This window comes from Bacillus sp. ISL-55, from assembly GCF_018613155.1.
Taxonomy (GTDB): domain Bacteria; phylum Bacillota; class Bacilli; order Bacillales; family Cytobacillaceae; genus Mesobacillus.
Genome location: NZ_JAGGQU010000022.1, coordinates 1 through 17,734, shown reverse-complemented (window position 1 = coordinate 17,734; position 17,734 = coordinate 1). Strand labels below are relative to the sequence as shown.

Sequence of the window (17,734 nt, the reverse complement as noted above, 5' to 3'; positions counted from 1 at the left end):
AACGGAAGCAGTGGAAGGAATGATGTAATTGTTTAACTGGAGTGTTAGGTTCAAAAATAAAGCATGGGTTATTGCTTTCATATCTCAATTAATGATAGTAGCCCAAATTGTTCTGGAAGGTATGAATCGATTTGGCTGGATCACTTTCAGATTAACAGAAGAACTGCAGAATGAGGTTTTGATGTTGGTAAACGGTGTTTTCATGGTTCTTGCCATGCTTGGGATCATACAAGATCCAACCACTAAAGGATACAGAGACAGTAAAAGGGCAATGGAATACAAGGACCCAAACTAATACAAGTTTATGTTTAGCATTCGCACATTTTGAGGTAAAGAAATGAATAGGATAATGTATCCATTCGAAAGGAGCCTGAAATATGTGGACCTGGATTTGGCTCTTGCTGCTCCCAATCACTGTTTTGCTGTTGATAGAAGAAGGAAGTCAATTTATATGGCGCAGATATTTAAAAAACCCACAAGAAAGAAATGATACAATTTTAGTGCGTACTCTTAACAGCATAAAAAAGATTCAGCAAAAATACCGCAAGAATCCTTCACATTAAGGTGGGGGATTCTTTTTTTGAAATAATAATATATCCATCTAGATTGAAAAATCTGCTAAGTTAAACTATGATATAGATATTCAGAAAATTTAGAAATGTAGAAGGGATGATACGATGAGTAAAGTGGTTCCAGAAAGCTGGTGGGAACAGCTATCTGTTCCTGCAATAGCAGCCCCAATGTTCCTAGTCTCAGGTCCTGATTTGGTAAGTTCCTGCTGTAAAAATGGAGTGATTGGATCCTTTCCAGCTCCAAACGCCCGACCAATTGAAGTTCTAGATGAATGGATGGGCAGGTTGAATGACGAATTAGCAGAAGCAAAAAAACAGGAGCCAGAACGGAAAATAGCACCCTGGGCTATGAATATGGTGGTACATAGTACGTACAGCAGGCTTGAGGAAGAGCTTACCTTAATAAAAAAGCATAAACCTCAGCTTGTGATCACGTCACTCGGGAGTCCTAAAAAAGTGGTAGAAATTGTCCATGAATACGGTGGCCTTGTTTTCTCTGATGTCAGTGATGTAAAGTTCGCCAAGAAAGCTGCAGAGACAGGAGTAGACGGTCTCATTTTGGTCGCTAACGGAGCAGGAGGCCATGCTGGGGAACTGAATAGCTTTGCTTTCGTTGATTCTGTAAGGACCTTTTGGGATGGAATCATTGTTCTGGCAGGATCAATCACCACCGGAAAGGCCGTACTTGCTGCACAGGCAGCAGGAGCAGACCTTGCTTACATGGGGACAAGATTCATTGTGGCAAAGGAAAGTATGGCGAATGATGAGTACAGACAAATGGTAGTAGATGCAACTCAAGAAGACCTTATTCTCACCGATGCCTTTTCTGGTGTCAAAGCGAATATGCTAAAGCCAAGCATTGTCAAGGCAGGGCTAGACCCTGAAACCCTCCAGAAAAAAGATCATGTAAATTTTGATTCAATGCAAAGAGAGACGAATGCCAAGGCTTGGAAAGACATTTGGTCAGCAGGGCAGGGAGTTGGAGCTATTAATAATATACAATCTGCATCGGAGATTATTAACCAGTTAGAATCTGAATACCATGAAGCTTTAGCAAATGTGAACGCAAAGGCAGGCAAACTCAAAACTTTTATTATGGAGTAATACTAAACTCACCGATCATGCAATTGATCGGTGTTTTTTTAAAAATAATCCCTGTAAAAAAGGTGATTTTTTGAGAAATTAAAAAATTATAAGGAAAGAACTTTATTGGGAAAATAAAGGGATGTTAAAACCATAATCCGTATATATATTTGAAGTGATTGCATAAACAAGTTTAATCGATTAATGGATAGAAGTATGTTAATATAAAGGCTGTATTTTGAATATGTGAATTCATTGTTTGTTTCCGTTGAATTCAGGAGGAGACTGATACAATGCATAAAAAAATCCAGGCCCTGATCTCTACCGTTAAAGAAAATGGTGCCCATATTTTTTATTCATTCGAAAACGAAGAGAAATATGTTGATAATCTTATAGTCTATGTTACAGCGGCAATTGGACTCGGCAACCACGTGATGATAATAGAAAATGACCGGATTTTGCCTGAACTCCAAAAGAGAATCAAAGCTGAGTTTGATGAGGAACAACAGGAAATGATTCACACAATCAATAATTATGAATTTTACTGCTATCGCGGCAACTTTAATAAGGATACTATTCTTAGTTATTTAGATAATATGCTTTCCCCTTTCATAGAAAACAATATTCCTGTTCAGACTTGGGCTCATGTTGAATGGAGAGACCAAGAGGAAATCGTCCAGAATCTTGGGGATTACGAAAAAGAAGTGGACGTATTTCTCCAGGACACAAAATTAATCAGCATTTGTGGTTATGATGCCAATAGGGTCCCTGAATCTTTAAAAGAAATATTGTTGGATTCCCACGACTATTACATGACAGATGATAATATTGACCTTATAGATCGGAAAGGCATTATAAAATAATAAGGAACCTGCCAAATGAATGGCAGGTTTTTTGTTTGTTAAAGGAAATGATAAAATTATTTAGGTATGGATAACTGCCTGTGGTTTTCTTAATCCAGCTCCGGCGGCTAGCCCCTCGAAGCGCTTGTCTAGCTGCAGCTCCTAACTCCTCGAGACGTTTCGGTCCTGCCAATGAAGTCAAAGAGCGACTTCACCGTCAGGCCCTCCAACGCTTGTCGGAGTTGGGCAGTCGCCTCCGCTTTTCGTGCTTGTCTAGCTGCGGCTCCTAACTCCTCGAGACGTTTCGGTCCTGCCAATGAAGTCAAAGAGCGACTTCACCGTCAGGCCCTCCAACGCTTGTCGGAGTTGGGCAGTCGCCTCCGCTTTTCCAATTGTCTAGCTGCGCCTCCGCTTTTCTCGCTTTTTGTTCTTTAAACAGATTGGCGTTGAATTAGGGTAAATGGAAGAGCGATCTTCTCTGCATATTTACTATTGCTAGACCGCTTAATAAATGAATTAAAAGCGTTTGCACCTAATTGTTTAGTGGGTATGTCAATTGTTGTGATTCCCAGTATTTCAGAAATTGGGTGGTTATCAAAGCTCAAAATGGCTACATCGTCAGGCACAGCAAGTCCTTGTTTTACACTTTCGGTAATAATTCCGGCTGCAACTTGATCATTACCCACCAGAAAGGCTGTCGGTTTTTCTTTCATTAAGGAAAACCGATTCACCACTCTTTGTCCATCCTGAATCATTAAACACTTGCCAAGAATCCATTCTTCTTGTACCTTCTGACCAATCATCTTCATCATTTCCTCGTATGCCTTCTGGCGTTTTTCGCTATTTGTTCCTTCAAGTCTTCCAAGACAAATGCCAATCCGTCTATGTCCTTTTGATATTAAATATTCCAACCCCAGGTTGAATGCCGCAACATGTTTAATTGATATAGATGGAAAATCATCTTGATCAGAGTCCTCACATAACACAATCGGCCCCGCATTTTTATACTTTAAAAGTGAATCAAACGGAATTGCACGTGAAGCAAAAATAACCCCATCGATCAAGTGGCCACGAAGTTGTTCTAACGCTTCGAATTCCTTTTCTTGGTGATACCCTGTCTGGAAGAGTACCAGCTGGGTATTATGCTTCATTGCTTCTTCAGCAATACCTTCCAGGAGTTCTGAAAAATAAGGGTGATTAATTGTTGGCAGTACGACTCCGACCATATTGGTCTTTCCCCGGGATAAATGAACAGCATTAATATTAGGGCTGTAATTCAGTTCTCTTATGGTTTTCAGAACTGATTCCCGTTTATCTGGGCTAACATATGGATGATGATTTAACACCCGTGACACAGTGGAAACAGACACTCCTGCCAATCGGGCAATTTCTCGGATATTAGCCATTTAAAAACCTCGCAAAGAATATTCTTGACCTGAAACGCGTTCCATAAACTATTGTATATGCAAACATATTTTAAAGGAGCTGTCATTATGGTTGCAGGAATTATTATGTTAGCAGGTCTATGCTTATTTGAAATTATTTTAGCAAAAATCGCTTTAGGAAACGCGGAAATAGAGGAATTTAATTTCGAGGAATTTTTTTATGGGAAAGATTCAATGTAATAGAAAAAACGAACCTTTTTTATTTACGCTTTAATGTAAGTGCAGGAAGGAGTAACAAACTAATTGTAGAATTCAGCATCACAGCGAGTGGAAAGTGTTACAATAAAAGGAAGGTTGTAATCTGGAAAGTAAGAGGAATATTGAAACTTTTTCTCAGGTCTTCCGTAAATATTTACGTCAATAAGAAAGAGGTGAAATAAATGGGCAAAACAAAAAAGGTGATTGCGAGTATTTCTGCTACAGCTTTAATGATGGGGCTCGCTGGTTGCAATAACAATCCACAGGCCATTCCGGACCGGGATTGGGAACCAGATGTATCTGGTGATGAAGGGCAGGATTGGAATTCTGAGCAGGACCAGGATATCCCTCCCGTACCAGAAGGGACCGATTGCTCAGACTGGCAATGGGACAATGAAGATGGTGTCTGGGAATGTGATGATAATAACTCACCATATTTTGGACATTACTTTTTCGCTGGTATGTTCTTTGCGAACCGATCATTACTCTATAAGAGCAATGACTATAACAAGTACAAGAACAGTTCATCATTCAAAGGGGCAAGACTGGACAGCAATTATAAAAATACTTCGCCAAAGGGAAGTTCAGGATTCGGCAGCGGGTCAAGAAGTACTACTGGCGGTTAAGGGAGAGGGAAATTAATGAATTTATATTTGAATTTTGCCGCTTATTTAGGACTTGGATTGCTTATGCTTACGGCAGGTGTCGGCTTATTCGTGCTGGCTACTCCAAAAATTAAGGAGTTTGAACTGATTGGCAAAAGAAATACAACAGCAGCTCTTTCACTTGGAGGAAAAATGCTGGGACTTGCAATCGTGCTGGGAGCAGCAGCAGAATATTCGGTATCTCTTCTTGATATGGCTATCTGGGGCTCCATTGGTATTTTTACGCAAATCATTGTATTCTTTGTCGCTGAGGTTGTTACGGTCAGATATAGCCTTCAAAAGGCGATTGAAGAAGACAACCGTTCTGTGGGTGTCATTCTCTTCTCACTTTCCCTTTCAGTAGGCTGGATTGTTGCAAAAAGCCTTTCTTATTAGGAGGAGATAACATCCATGAAAAAACTAACTTACTTTGTTCATGATGGAAATGAAAACTATGAACCATTATATGAATATACGATCCCGAATGTTGGAATAGATGAGTTTTATGCCCGCCAGCTTTGCACTTATTTCATTATTAAAGGAAGCCAGTATGAATTGATATCCAATGAGATGGTCGGGGATGAAGAAATACTCGTTCTTGAGGACAGAGGCAGGAACAATTATGTACTTGGTGAGAAAAGTTACCGGGGATTGGGGATCCACGTGGAATTCCGGCGATTCAAGGAAAGTGAAAATTATAATTTGCTAACTGCTGTTCCTTGTCGGACACACCTTGATGTAATCCGCTATCTCTTAAAGGATATTATTGATGTTCCTGGTTTCGGGCAAATGGCTGTTACCTCCACTGAAGTGGATGAAGATCGGGGAGTTTACGTCCTGTATCTTAAAGATATTGGTGAAAACGACATGGAATAGGAGGCATTCCATGAAAAACTACAAAGCAAATAGAGAAGGATTTTATAGTGGTATACAGAATTTCTGGCCCGATTTGTATGGGGAGGAATATGCCTTATTTGATATTTCCACCATTGATGAAGGGGAAGTTGAAGCCATCAGGCTTTGTACAAATAGAATCGGCAGAATATTTTTTAAAGTTAGTGAGCTCTTGAGAAATGTTCAACTGGATACCTTGAGTGAACTTGGCTATCCGGTTGAAACTCTCGATTTTATAAAGCTCAAGACATTAAATGTGGAAAGTGTTATCGCAAGGCTGGATCTGATTAAAACAGAAAATACATATAAGTGCATCGAGATCAATTCTGATACTCCAACCTTCGTTAAGGAATTATTTAACGTAAATGGATCTGTAGCGACTCAATTTGGCTTCAGAAATCCAAATGAAGGAATGGAGGATCAACTGGCCAGAGCTGTCCGGATTGCTGTCGCTGCATCTGCAAAATGGCTGGAAGAAATTGAACCATATGTTGTTTTCACTTCGCATGAAGACAATATAGAAGATCGAAATACAGTTTTATATTTGCAGGATTTATATGGTTTACCATCCAGGTTCATTGCACTAGATAAACTTAGGATCATACCTGGGACTGGCCTATATGATCAAACTGGCAGGAAGATTGACATCCTCTACAGGCAAACATTCCCTATAGAAAGCCTCATAATGGATGAAGACGAAGCAGGAAATAAAATCGGCATGTGGCTGCTTGAACTTGTAAAAACAAAGAAATTGGCAATGATTAATCCTCCGTCTGCCTTCTTATTGCAGAATAAAGCCTTGCAGGCAGTAATATGGGGATTACATGAAAAGAATGATCCGTTTTTCACACCCGAAGAGCATGACTGGATTAACGAATATTTTCTTCCTACTTATTTGGAAGCGGAGCCGTTTTTAACGAAACAGGTTCCTTTTGTCAAAAAGCCTATCTTCGGGAGAGAAGGAGACACGGTCGAGATATACAGTTCCACTGGTAAACTGATAATGGAAGAAAAACATAAGAATTACAACGATGTTCCATCCATATTTCAAGAGTATATCGAACTGCCCACTGTTCTATATAATTCAGAAAAAGGTAAGCAAAAAGGACATATTTTGACAGGGAGTTTTCTTGTTAACGGAAAATCATCAGCGCTCGGTTACCGTGTCGGAGGACAAATTACAAACAACCTTTCTTGCTTTTTACCAGTGGGATTGTCTTAAAAAGAAAGGAGGTCCAACATGTGGATTTTACAGAGGTTTTTTACAAAACTGCTAAAAGTCAGTCTTTTGAAAATTACCTTGATTGTTCTGGGCGTGATACTGTTAAGCAGCTTGATTATCAAGACACTAGAACCAGAAACTTTTCCAAGATACCTTGATGCAGTTTGGTGGACAATGACCACGGTCGTGACGGTTGGTTACGGTGATTATTCCCCCAGCAGTGATTTAGGGCGAATTTTTACTATGTTGCTGTTATATACAGTCGGAATTGGGGCAATGGGTATTATCATCGGCAAGATTTTTGATAGTTTGAGCTTGTATAAAAAAATGAAGGAGGAAGGGAAGTTGGCATATAAAGGAAAGGACCACTATATTCTGATCGGCTCCTCCAAAGACAAACTTAGTAATGTTGTTGAGGAAATCCTGAACTCCAATAAAAAGTGCGATATAGTCATTGTCGACCATAGCAATGAATCGCCAGTTCATCATGACCGAGTACATTTTGTCAGCGGAAACCCTGCTGAAGAAGAAATTCTAATGCAAGCGAATATCCTCGAGTCCAAATCCGTAGCTGTCTTTACGGATGATCGCATTGAGTTTCCTGAATATGCTGATGGGAAAACTTTGCTTATAGCATCAAGGGTAGAACATATCTCGAAACAGTCAAAAAGAAATATATATACGATTGCCGAAATAATGAAAGAAAAGCATATTGCCTTGTTCGAACATGCAAACATTGATGAATTTATTTTATCCAATGAATCAGTATCTAAACTCATGGCTCAGGCAGCGATCTTTCCAGGTTCGAGCAAATTGTTTAAACAACTGCTCAGCAATATGGAAGGAGAAAACCTCTATAAAATTGAAAAGAAGCCGCATTGGACTACTTACAAGCAAGCGGCCATGGAGCTTTTTGATCTGGGCGCAACACTCATATCAGATGGACACTCCCTTGATATTGCCAGGAAACATACTGAAGAAATTCCTGAGGGTACGGAGATGTTTGTCATATGCGATGAGGCGACCTATAAAAAGTTATGCAGCTGAGTTTGCGTTAAAAATATTCTTCACTTTTGGGTTTAAAATCCTTTTAGGAGGATATAATAATCACGCAAGGTTAAATTGCAATTTTTTCAATCGCTAGGAGGCAACAATTGTGGAACGTGGTAAAGTAAAATGGTTTAACAGTGAAAAAGGCTTTGGATTCATCGAGCGTGAAGGCGGGGAAGATGTATTTGTACACTTCTCAGCAATCCAGGGCGAAGGTTACAAATCTTTAGACGAAGGACAAGAAGTTACATTTGATGTTGAACAAGGCCAGCGTGGCCCTCAAGCGACAAACGTACAGAAAGCCTAACTAAGGATGCCTAAAACAGACTCAGATTAATGGGTCTGTTTTTTTTGATTTAGTTTTTTCGTAAATCTTGTTGATTTTGATTTAAATTTACAAAAAAAAGAACACATCCTTGATGTGCCAAATTAAAATCCAAAAAAGGAACTGATTATATTTCGTTTCCTTAATTTTCTTAAGGAAGATATAGGTGTTGAAGAAGGTTGATTTTCCTCTTTGGCCAGGTGATCCTGCTGTGCTGCGGCTTCCTCCATGCTTGTAATCACTTCTTTCAGCCTGGTTACCTCAGTTTGTAGTTCCTCAATTTCCCTGCGATGCTGAAGGATTTGATATGATACAACTTCATCAGCCTTTCGGTTAAGCCTGTTTTCAAAATCCTCCATGCGTTTCATTAACTTATCCATTGCCATATCTGGTTTAACAGAAGGAATTGTCGCTTTTCTATGCTTTCTTCCTTTAACTTTTAAATCCTGCAAAAGTACACCATTATTAAGCTGTTCTTTTATGTCTTTAAGGATTTCTATACTTTCCTCGGAAAATTGATAATGTCCTAACTCCGTACGCTCCATTTGAAGGTTTGCCTGCTTCACCCAGCGTTGAATGGTGCTCGGTGAAACGCCGAGCAGCTTAGCTACTGCGCTAGTATTCATCATAATCCCTCCTTGTTTTACTAAAACTTCGCTTTTTATTCTTCGTTTCCTTTGTCGCTGACAAAACTAGTTGACTTTCGGCAAAGAAAGTGGAGAAACACCACCATACACACTTTTAGTTAAAACTGCCAAGACTTTATTATAAAAATCAGTCGAGTTATGTTATTTTTTATCAAGTTATCCATTTTTTAAGGCTCTTTTCTCAAACTTTGTTGCTATTGAAGACAAAATTGCATTAAATAAGCTGTTTACCCATGTAAAGAAGACGCTTTTTATGAGGAAAGAGCATGTAAACTTTATACCGACCTCCGAAAAAGGTATATATTCGTTAAAATCGGCTTTAGGATTTTAACAACATTATTTACGAAAACAGCCTTTTTTAAAGAAAATTACAAACCTTCTTTGGTAAAGGATGGTAATATTAGAGTAGCGATTTGGAGGGTTAATAATCATGATAAAGAAACCAATAATCAAAAAAATTGTGATAGCAGGACTTCTCATTTCCTTGGTTTATGTAGGTTACCTTCATTACAAAATAATTCAGCACGCTAACATGGATGTTCCGAAGAATGCTGATTATATGATAATTCTAGGAGCGCGGGTCAAAGGAACAGTTCCTTCGTTGGCACTAAAATACCGTATTGACCACGCAGCACATTATTTAAAGGAAAATCCTGATACTATTGCGATCGCTTCCGGTGGTCAAGGCCCGGGGGAAGACATATCTGAAGCCGAATGTATTAAAAGGGAACTAATTCAACATGGTATCGAGGATTCAAGGGTTGTCCTCGAAGATAAATCCACTGACACGTACGAGAATATTGGATTTTCTAAAAAAGTTATACCTGAAAATGCTGAAATTGGCATAGTGGTGACGAATGATTTCCATATCTTCCGTGCCAAGATGATAGCAGACAATGAAGAACTAAAGATAAATGGATTGGCTGCAAAAACACCAATTCAGGCAGTGTTGAAATCATATATAAGAGAATATCTTGCGCTGACCAAGTATTTCATGATCAATGTTTTCAGGTAGGAATAAGCAGTAACAAAAATGAGGTGAAGCTATGAACGCTCCTGAGATTGTTCTGAATCTAGTGGCATGGAGTGCTATTTTCATTCTTGCAAGGCGTATCTATAGTAGGCAGGATGTAAAACCAATCATATGGAAGCTGGCTATTGTCATTTTTGTCGGCTTATTCTCTTTTTCTATTAACCTGCCATATATGGATCAACTGATAAAATTAGCCATCCTTCCGCTTGGTGTATGGATTTTATATGGAATCTATTCTCGAAAAAACGAAGGAAAGAGCTGGGAAAAGTATCGGAAGTATGCCTGGTTAGGTTTCTTTGCCAATTATATCTTTTTAGCAGTTTCACTAATCAATCCACTAATCCATTCGGCTATATTCCCTGCCAATGAGATATCAACCTATCTTTCGGATATCAACAAAGGAAAGATCATTCAAACACATCCCTCTGCAGAAAATAAGATATTGGACATGGATTCTCTTCTTGTTCAATTGGACAGTTTCAAGGAAGAGGCTGTATATAGTGAGAAATGGTACTACGAAGCCTTTGAGTCCGCGGGTGAACTTTCAAAAGCCGAAGAAAGATTCCCATATCAGCTTGCAGGAACTGAAGCAAAATGGGGGAGCGGTATTGAGCCTATGATTTTTGTTGAACATGATGGAAAAGGGATCCTAATCTCAACTGGCCAAAAGCAAGTTTACTTTCGTGCCGAAAAATCTTTGCTGAAGAAGGGGGAGTAACTTAATGCGGATAAAGGTGCTTGTGCCTATTTTCCTTATCCTGATTCTAATTGGTGGCGGAATTTTTTATTGGTATTTTCTTGCTCCTCCAGCAACCTTTCCAGACCAGGAAGAAATAAAGGCAGTCTTTAGTGATTCGTATAACAAAGTTGATATAGCGGAAATACAAGACACGATTTTTCTTGATGAAAAGCATGTGCATATTCCTTTCATTACAGAAGACGAAAGTTATGGTATAAGCTTTTGGGAGTGGCAGAAGCATGAATGGCAATTATCAAGCTTTTCTACCGGCAGCATGCCGCTAATCTGGAAGATTGATGCTAATGACCCCTCATCACATTATATTTTGTGGAATTTCCATCCCGAGAATGATTTGAAATACTTATCGTTTTTCTTGATTAAAGAACGTGGATTTTCCGTTTCTGATGGAAAGCATCAGTATGATCCCGGTATTCAAATGGATTACCGAGAAAAGGTTGGAGAAAAGTCATATGGTTATTCTTCAATTCCTTCAGATTGGCAAGAATTTATACAAGCAGAAATTAACCGAATGGAAGAAATGAAGCCAAATGGTTTATTTGCTGACTTTTTTCCGCCAGCTCAATATTACTTCGGCTGGCAGTCAACATCTACCGACGGGAACAATGAGTATCCCTCTTATCCAAACACGAATGGTTTTGGAAGTGGAGGTTCATCAACAGAGTATCTTAGATTTTTAAGTGAAGATGAAATTTTTATAAGATAATATGCTTGTGAGGAACATTAATGGAAAGTAATTCCTGATACCTTTTCATGAGCTTGTCAATGAAACTTTTTGTCAGAAATATTCGTACTAATAAGGGACCCTTTGAAAAGAGCCCAACTGATGGGAAATCATTCACCAGGTTCTAACTGTTGTATGAAGGGTAAGTAGGTAAAATAAAGTGATAAAGGAGAAACAATTTATGAAAGTTAAGCACTTGATGAAAATCTCAGTTTTATTTAGCCTGTTTGTTTTTGCTTTGGGTATTTATACTGTCCCTGCATTTGCTTCCAATGACAATGATGAGGATGTCATAAATGAGAAATACGGACCACCAATTGTAGTTTATGGTGAAGCACTTTCAGATAAGCAGAAAGATGAAGTCAGGAATCTCCTCGGAATCAAAGATCCTTCCAAAGTTAAGGAAATTGTTGTAACAGGAAAAGATCTAGTAACCTATATCGACGGCGATGAACATTCCAATATGTATTCATCTGCCAAGATTACCAGAAAGGATACCGGAGAAGGGCTTGTGATTAACCAAGTCACTCCAGAAAATATAACGGAAGTAACGGATGAAATGTACGCCAACGCGCTGTTGACAGCAGGAATTGAGGATGCCATTGTAGATGTCGTTTCACCAGTCAAAGTAACCGGTCACTCAGCTCTAGTGGGAATCTATAAGGCATATGACGAAGGAGAAGGCACAGCCCTTGATAAGGATCGTACTGAAGTTGCCAATCAAGAATTGAACCTGGCAACAAAACTAGCTAAAAAAGAGGGGCTCGATCAGGATAAAGTCAGTGAGCTTCTGACAGAAATTAAAAAAGAGATTGCTTCTCAAAATCCAGCCACTAAAGAAGAAGTCGAGAAAATTATCGATGAAAAGCTAAAGTCTCTCGGGATTCAGCTTAGCCCTGAAGACAGACAGCTGCTCGTTGACTTATTCAATAAAATGCGCGATTTGAACATCAATTTTGACAATGTTAAAACTCAGTTAGAAAACCTTTCTACTGATATCCAGAAGAGAATCGAGGAAGCAGTAGGAGACAAAGGCTTCCTGGAATCCGTCTCGAACTTTTTTAAAGAACTAATTGAAAGCATAAAGAGTATTTTTTCCTAAAACAGAGGCTTTTCCCTCTGTTTTTTTATAACGAATAATAGAGAATACATAATGAGTGATAGTGAGGAGATCTTCAATGAAAATTCGTCAAGCTGAAGAACGAGATACAGAGAATTTTTCAAAACTTATTCAAGAGGTAGAAAATACTACGAATTTCATGCTTTATGGACCTGGTGAAAGAAAATTCAATCCGGAGGCTCAAAGAAAAATGATTCAGGCTCTTAGGGCTGAAGAAAACTCTAATATTTTTCTGGCAGAGGCTGACAGTGGACTCGCAGGCTATTTAATCGCTAAAGGAGGAAGCGTATGCCGTACCAAGCATACAGCTTATCTTGTTATTGGGATAAAGGAAGGTTTTCGCGGCTTCGGAATTGGTACAAGACTTTTTGAAGAGCTTTTCAGCTGGGGAAAACAAGTTGGGATTCACAGATTGGAATTAACCGTGATGACAGAGAATCTGGCAGGAGTCTCCTTGTACAAGAAGATGGGTTTTGAAATAGAAGGTACCAAGAAGAATTCGTTGCTTGTCGATGGTGAATATAAAGATGAGTTTTATATGTCAAGAATACTTTGAAATTAATCAAATTAAACAGGCTAAAAACACTCGGATAACGAGCCGTTTTAGCCTGTTTTTAACAGCTTAAAGTACATTGCCTAGCACAGTAGTCATAGCCTTTCGCAGATTCAGGAGTGTTGCTGAGCTTCCCATTCTTCTCTTAATAATCCCATTTTTATTGAATCATAGTATTTCCCGTTATAGAGCCGGCATTTCCTGATTCGAGCCTCTTCGACCATTCCCAGTTTTTTACCGACTGTAAGCATCCTGGAATTGCCGGACCAGGTAGTAAAGCCGACTCTTGGAATTGGGAAAGTTTCAAATAGGTGAGCAATCCATACTTTTAATGCCTCTGTCCCATACCCGCCATTCCAATATTCTGGCAAATAAATAACAATCCCAATTTCAAGCCATTGTGAAGATTCGTGTTCCCAGTAATATGTTACCATTCCGATAATTTCATCATCTACTTTTATAAGGTACTTTCTGTCATATCCCTGACGGATGAGGTTCGTCATTTGTTCTTTAAACTTATCAAGGCTTTCTCGCCTTAGAGGATAGTAAGGAGCATCCCATTTTTTCCATTCAGGATGTTCGTCATTGTGGATCAGGCCCCACCATGTGTCCAGATCCTGTTCTTTGACTTTGCACAATATAACTTGTTCACCTGATAATATATCTGGTGTCTGCATGTTTCCGTACCTCCTTAATAGATATGAGGCTAGACGCTTATGCTTAACTAATTCTCTTCAATTCTAGTATTTCCTGCGCCAAAACAAAAATACAAAAAATGTTCAAATCCACAGAAAAAGAGACGCTGCGGACAGCGTCTCTTTAGTTAGTTGCTTCGTCATCTATAAAGGCATTTTCATTAACTGCAAAGAAATTTAAACCAGCGGCGATTGCGAAAGCTCCTCCAAGTAATGCGAATGTAGTAATCATTATGTAATCGCTCCTGTCATTAATTGTTTTTGTTTTGTTACTACTTATATTCCCGCAGTAGAAACTCTTAAACCAATTATTACGAAAAAATGACAAAATAGTAAAAAGGGTTTTTATTTATTATACTGTATACAAAACTAATAGAATTTTTTGGTATTGAATGTCAAATAAATATTAAATAATATTTTGATAAATAGATGGGGGGAAGAGTCGTGAGGTTATATAGCAGAAAGATGACGAAGGTTCTTGCGATGGATATTTTAAGTTGGAAGTATGACCCGCCGTATGATTTATATAATAATGATGTTAACGATGATGCTATAAGTGAATTAATGAATGAGGGTTATATAGCCGTAGAGGATGAGAGTGGGGCATTAATTGGGTTTTATTGCAGTGGGCATACAGCCCAGGTTCCAGCTGGAAGAGGGTCAGGTGCATATTCCGAACCGGCAATAGATGTAGGAGTAGGAATGCATCCTGAGTTAACTGGGAAGGGAAATGGCTCAATGTTTGTTTCGTTTGTATTAAACGAACTGAAAACTTTAAATTCGGAACCGATTTTGAGGTTGACTGTTGCTGAATTTAATAAGAGGGCAATGAAGCTATATGAAAACCTGGGGTTTAAAAAGACGTATGAGTTTAAAACTGACACTAACGATTTCATTATCATGCTAAAGTGGTGAAAAAGTAACTCGTTAGTGCTTTTTAGCAAGTGGGGACTTTTTTATAAAGTTTGTCATAAAAAAATTGTATTTGTTAAATAATCCCTTTATAATGAAAAAGCTGTGTGAAATTTAGGCTTCACATTTAGCGATATATAGTATGAAGGGGAGAAGAAAGATGAAGAAATTTTGGATTTTACTTTCAGCGATCACATTCGCAATCGGGTTGACTGCATGCTCAGGAGAAAAAGAAGAAGCACAACCTGAAAATAAGAAATCAGAGGAAGCTGCAAAACCTGCTGCAAACCCGAAGAGTGTTATGTATAAATTCTACATGAGCATTGTTAGGACGATCAACGATGCTGATGCTGATCTAAATGCATATGAGGGAGCAGAGGAGCCGACACCTGAAGAAAAGGCAGCTGCGAGTGAATCAGCAGCCGCTGTTGCAACTAAGGTAGAAGGACTTGAAGTGCCTGCGGATTTGAAGGATCAAAAGGCGGATCTGGAGACTGCTCTTAAAGATATTGCAGAATCTTATAAAATGAAATCAGAAGAGCTAAAGAAAGATGCTCCAGCTTTTGATGCTGCTGATGAAAAATTCACACAGGGTGAAGAAAAAATTGGCGCCGCATTTGAAAGCCTTGAAATGAATAAGCCTTCTCTTGCGAAAGAATTGTAAAAGAAGCTGAAAAGCAGTGCCAAAAGGCACTGCTTTTCTTATCAATCCTCCAAATTACCAACAGAGCTAATAGCAACCGAGAGCAGGAACGCGTCTCTTACTCTTCAGTTTCTTCGTTGGGTTGTTCAGTACCGTTTTTCATGTTGAAATATGCATCCATAACAGCACGGCCAATCTTTTTGTTAGCACCGTGGTCAACACTGCCCTGGTAAGCCCAGGGTACTATCACAGCCATGGCGATTTCTGGATTGTCTGATGGTGCATAGCCAACAAGGCTAAGATTCATTGTATCTATTAGGGCATCTCCTTTTACTCGATATTGACCATCGTAGAAAGCCTCTGCAGTACCGGTTTTCCCAGCAGGCGAATAGGTTGCTGTGTTGAAATAGGAATATGCTGTACCACCAGGTTCCTGCATTACTTTTTTAAAGCCAATATGGACTCTTTCAAGCCACTGTTCTTTCCCGCCAATATCATTGAGTACATTCGGAGAAAAGGACTTATAGATAGGTCCCAGTTCTTCGCCATTCATGGCTGGTTCCCGAATTTCCTTTACAATTTTTGGCTGCATGCGATATCCTCCGTTGGCAATCGTAGAGATATACTGGGCAAGCTGCATATTCGAATACGTGTCATATTGACCGATAACTAAATCAAGTACCTTACCAACCGGATAATTTGCTCCTTTAGCACCTGTTTGTTCATTTGGCAGATCAATTCCTGTACGGATGCCAAGTCCGAATGAGGCAAAGGAATTGCGGATCGTATCCCATACTTCTGGCTCAAGGTTCAACGGCTTCTGATAACGGTAGACGCCATTCCCGATCCTGATTGCGGTATGGAACATATAGACGTTGGATGATCTCTTCAAGGCATCGATGTCATTCAAGACACCGAGGTAGCTATAGGATTTCTTAATAGGAGTACCTTTTATATCAAGTGCTCTATCATCAAATCTGGTAGTTGAACTGATTGCGCCTGTTTTATAGCCGGTAAAAACCGTTGCCCCTTTGACGACAGAGCCGACGTTAAAGGTTTTAAGTATGTTGCCAAGTGCGTCATCTTCCATATAAATTTCTTTTGTTTTCTCGTCTTTTACGATTTTTTTTCCTGCCATTGTCAGTACCTCACCAGTGTTCGGGTCCATTAAAACAACGTAGGCACTGTCAAGTAATCCTGTGCCTGGAGACCGTTTGGCAGCCCATAATTCCTTCTCGACAATTTCCTCGACAGCGAGCTGGAGATCCATATCAATACTTAGGACTAGATCTTTTCCGCGCTGTCCTTCTGAAACTACTTCTTTTTCCAGAAGTTCGCCGGCTTTATCGGTCACATTCACAATTTTTTCTTTTTTACCCTGAAGTACATCTTCATATTCAAGTTCGAGATTGCTTTTCCCAACACGGTCATTACGTGTATAACCACGTGACATGAAATAATCAAGTCTTTCGGCAGGAAGACCTTCACTGCTTGTCGTGATTCTTCCTAGTACAGGTTTAAAGGCTTCTTCATACGTATATTCCCGGTCCCAGTCAGTCGTAGCATTAACACCAGGAAGCAGTGACAGATTTTCATTGACTAGCGCATATTCTTCCTGTGTGACGTCTTCATTTTTGATGATTTGCGGCACGAATTTATAGCCGCTGTTCATGATTCTGAAAATAGCAAGCTCTTCTATATCCTGCTCAGTTAGTTGACTAAGATGCTTTTTTGTAACTCTCTCAAGCTGTAGTTTATATAAATCTTTGTTTTTCAGCTTTTTATTTCTGAAAAGCTCCATCTCTTTATCTTTTATAAGTTTCTTTGCTTCTTCTGGATGCTTGATCATCCAGAAATCCTTCATATCTCTCTCACGGACTTTATCTGTATCTTTCTCAATGATTCTGGCTAACTTTGCAGCTACTTGGAGCATTTCCTTCTGGGAAGCCCCTTCATTCGTATATGTAATTGCATTCAGTGGTTTGTTGTCGACGATTACTTTGTGGTTTCTATCCAGCATCTTTCCTCGCGGGACAGGGTTATTGACTGTCACATCTTCCTTGCGATTAATTTCACGTTTATAATCTTCACCATGTACGATTTGGACAATACCGAGGCGAAGGACCAGCAATGAAAAGAGAATAAAGACTGAAAAGAATAGAATATTGACCCTTATTGGTGTTGTATTCTTTTTTTTAGGCAAGTTTTCTCACATCCTATTAAAATATAAAAACCATCTATTACCATTAGTGTACGTAAAGATTTACTACTCTGTAAAGGTTTTCCTGTAAAATAAAAGGAACCCTTGAATATTCAAGGGTTCCTTTTTAATATGTTTACCAGGAAATTAAAAAATTATTTAGGTGTGGATAACT

General features: G+C 39.1%; 22 protein-coding genes. 17 read left to right on the top strand and 5 right to left on the bottom strand.

The genetic code is table 11. From position 1 onward, the window contains the following. Window positions 1-28 precede the first annotated feature (28 nt). The 3 genes from J7E32_RS12000 (at window position 29) to J7E32_RS11990 (ending at window position 2,518) form a co-directional block, all read left to right on the top strand. Window positions 29-295 carry a phage holin gene (locus J7E32_RS12000; protein ID WP_214907569.1) on the top strand — a complete coding sequence of 89 codons (267 nt, stop codon included), beginning with the start codon at window positions 29-31 and terminating at the stop codon, window positions 293-295. Window positions 296-677: 382 nt separating this feature from the next. After that, window positions 678-1,676, top strand: coding sequence for an NAD(P)H-dependent flavin oxidoreductase (locus J7E32_RS11995; RefSeq protein ID WP_214907568.1), 999 nt, complete (start codon window positions 678-680; stop codon window positions 1,674-1,676). A 272-nt stretch (window positions 1,677-1,948) separates the two neighbouring features. Next, window positions 1,949-2,518 carry an MEDS domain-containing protein gene (locus tag J7E32_RS11990; protein ID WP_214907566.1) on the top strand — a complete coding sequence of 190 codons (570 nt, stop codon included), beginning with the start codon at window positions 1,949-1,951 and terminating at the stop codon, window positions 2,516-2,518. A 128-nt stretch (window positions 2,519-2,646) separates the two neighbouring features. On the opposite strand, the gene J7E32_RS11985 is transcribed toward J7E32_RS11990, so the two are convergent. Next, window positions 2,647-2,814 carry a hypothetical protein gene (locus tag J7E32_RS11985; RefSeq protein WP_214907564.1) on the bottom strand — a complete coding sequence of 56 codons (168 nt, stop codon included), beginning with the start codon at window positions 2,812-2,814 and terminating at the stop codon, window positions 2,647-2,649. Between the two features lie 114 nt (window positions 2,815-2,928). Further along, entirely contained in the window at window positions 2,929-3,903 is a 975-nt protein-coding gene (locus tag J7E32_RS11980) for a LacI family DNA-binding transcriptional regulator (protein WP_214907562.1), read from the bottom strand. A gap of 87 nt (window positions 3,904-3,990) precedes the next feature. Between J7E32_RS11980 and J7E32_RS22895 the strand changes: the two genes are divergently transcribed. The 7 genes from J7E32_RS22895 to J7E32_RS11950 all read left to right on the top strand — a co-directional run bounded on the left by J7E32_RS22895 (window position 3,991) and on the right by J7E32_RS11950 (window position 8,257). Then, window positions 3,991-4,122: a hypothetical protein gene (locus J7E32_RS22895; RefSeq protein ID WP_286183066.1), complete on the top strand. Its 132-nt coding sequence runs from the start codon at window positions 3,991-3,993 to the stop codon at window positions 4,120-4,122. Between the two features lie 200 nt (window positions 4,123-4,322). Further along, window positions 4,323-4,766: an aminotransferase yhxA gene (locus J7E32_RS11975; protein WP_214907560.1), complete on the top strand. Its 444-nt coding sequence runs from the start codon at window positions 4,323-4,325 to the stop codon at window positions 4,764-4,766. 15 nt (window positions 4,767-4,781) lie between these two features. Further along, window positions 4,782-5,180: a DUF350 domain-containing protein gene (locus tag J7E32_RS11970; RefSeq protein WP_214907558.1), complete on the top strand. Its 399-nt coding sequence runs from the start codon at window positions 4,782-4,784 to the stop codon at window positions 5,178-5,180. A 15-nt stretch (window positions 5,181-5,195) separates the two neighbouring features. Continuing rightward, entirely contained in the window at window positions 5,196-5,660 is a 465-nt protein-coding gene (locus tag J7E32_RS11965; RefSeq protein WP_214907556.1) for an RNA helicase, read from the top strand. A 10-nt stretch (window positions 5,661-5,670) separates the two neighbouring features. Then, entirely contained in the window at window positions 5,671-6,900 is a 1,230-nt protein-coding gene (locus J7E32_RS11960; RefSeq protein ID WP_214907554.1) for a glutathionylspermidine synthase family protein, read from the top strand. Between the two features lie 18 nt (window positions 6,901-6,918). Next, on the top strand, window positions 6,919-7,947 hold the full coding sequence (locus J7E32_RS11955) for an ion channel (RefSeq protein WP_214907552.1): 1,029 nt from the start codon (window positions 6,919-6,921) through the stop codon (window positions 7,945-7,947). Between the two features lie 109 nt (window positions 7,948-8,056). Next, entirely contained in the window at window positions 8,057-8,257 is a 201-nt protein-coding gene (locus tag J7E32_RS11950; protein WP_204545079.1) for a cold-shock protein, read from the top strand. A 122-nt stretch (window positions 8,258-8,379) separates the two neighbouring features. Here J7E32_RS11950 and J7E32_RS11945 read toward each other — a convergent pair whose 3' ends face one another. Beyond that, a complete protein-coding gene (locus J7E32_RS11945; RefSeq protein ID WP_214907732.1) occupies window positions 8,380-8,901 on the bottom strand; it encodes a MerR family transcriptional regulator in 522 nt (173 codons plus the stop codon). A 451-nt stretch (window positions 8,902-9,352) separates the two neighbouring features. Between J7E32_RS11945 and J7E32_RS11940 the strand changes: the two genes are divergently transcribed. The 5 genes from J7E32_RS11940 to J7E32_RS11920 all read left to right on the top strand — a co-directional run bounded on the left by J7E32_RS11940 (window position 9,353) and on the right by J7E32_RS11920 (window position 13,112). Further along, complete coding sequence (locus tag J7E32_RS11940) at window positions 9,353-9,937, top strand: YdcF family protein (RefSeq protein ID WP_214907550.1); 585 nt, start codon at window positions 9,353-9,355, stop codon at window positions 9,935-9,937. Window positions 9,938-9,968: 31 nt separating this feature from the next. Continuing rightward, a complete protein-coding gene (locus J7E32_RS11935; RefSeq protein ID WP_214907548.1) occupies window positions 9,969-10,673 on the top strand; it encodes a hypothetical protein in 705 nt (234 codons plus the stop codon). Window positions 10,674-10,689: 16 nt separating this feature from the next. Further along, complete coding sequence (locus tag J7E32_RS11930; RefSeq protein ID WP_214907547.1) at window positions 10,690-11,418, top strand: hypothetical protein; 729 nt, start codon at window positions 10,690-10,692, stop codon at window positions 11,416-11,418. 199 nt (window positions 11,419-11,617) lie between these two features. Next, entirely contained in the window at window positions 11,618-12,538 is a 921-nt protein-coding gene (locus tag J7E32_RS11925; protein ID WP_214907545.1) for a DUF1002 domain-containing protein, read from the top strand. A 76-nt stretch (window positions 12,539-12,614) separates the two neighbouring features. Continuing rightward, complete coding sequence (locus tag J7E32_RS11920; protein WP_214907543.1) at window positions 12,615-13,112, top strand: GNAT family N-acetyltransferase; 498 nt, start codon at window positions 12,615-12,617, stop codon at window positions 13,110-13,112. 110 nt (window positions 13,113-13,222) lie between these two features. On the opposite strand, the gene J7E32_RS11915 is transcribed toward J7E32_RS11920, so the two are convergent. Next, window positions 13,223-13,786, bottom strand: coding sequence for a GNAT family N-acetyltransferase (locus tag J7E32_RS11915; RefSeq protein WP_214907541.1), 564 nt, complete (start codon window positions 13,784-13,786; stop codon window positions 13,223-13,225). A gap of 483 nt (window positions 13,787-14,269) precedes the next feature. Here J7E32_RS11915 and J7E32_RS11910 point away from each other — a divergent pair, with 483 nt between their 5' ends. Both J7E32_RS11910 and J7E32_RS11905 read left to right on the top strand, forming a co-directional pair. Continuing rightward, window positions 14,270-14,719 carry a GNAT family N-acetyltransferase gene (locus J7E32_RS11910; RefSeq protein WP_214907539.1) on the top strand — a complete coding sequence of 150 codons (450 nt, stop codon included), beginning with the start codon at window positions 14,270-14,272 and terminating at the stop codon, window positions 14,717-14,719. 157 nt (window positions 14,720-14,876) lie between these two features. Beyond that, a complete protein-coding gene (locus J7E32_RS11905) occupies window positions 14,877-15,380 on the top strand; it encodes a hypothetical protein (protein WP_214907538.1) in 504 nt (167 codons plus the stop codon). A 97-nt stretch (window positions 15,381-15,477) separates the two neighbouring features. On the opposite strand, the gene J7E32_RS11900 is transcribed toward J7E32_RS11905, so the two are convergent. Next, window positions 15,478-17,562 carry a peptidoglycan D,D-transpeptidase FtsI family protein gene (locus tag J7E32_RS11900; RefSeq protein WP_286183052.1) on the bottom strand — a complete coding sequence of 695 codons (2,085 nt, stop codon included), beginning with the start codon at window positions 17,560-17,562 and terminating at the stop codon, window positions 15,478-15,480. Window positions 17,563-17,734: the final 172 nt, after the last annotated feature.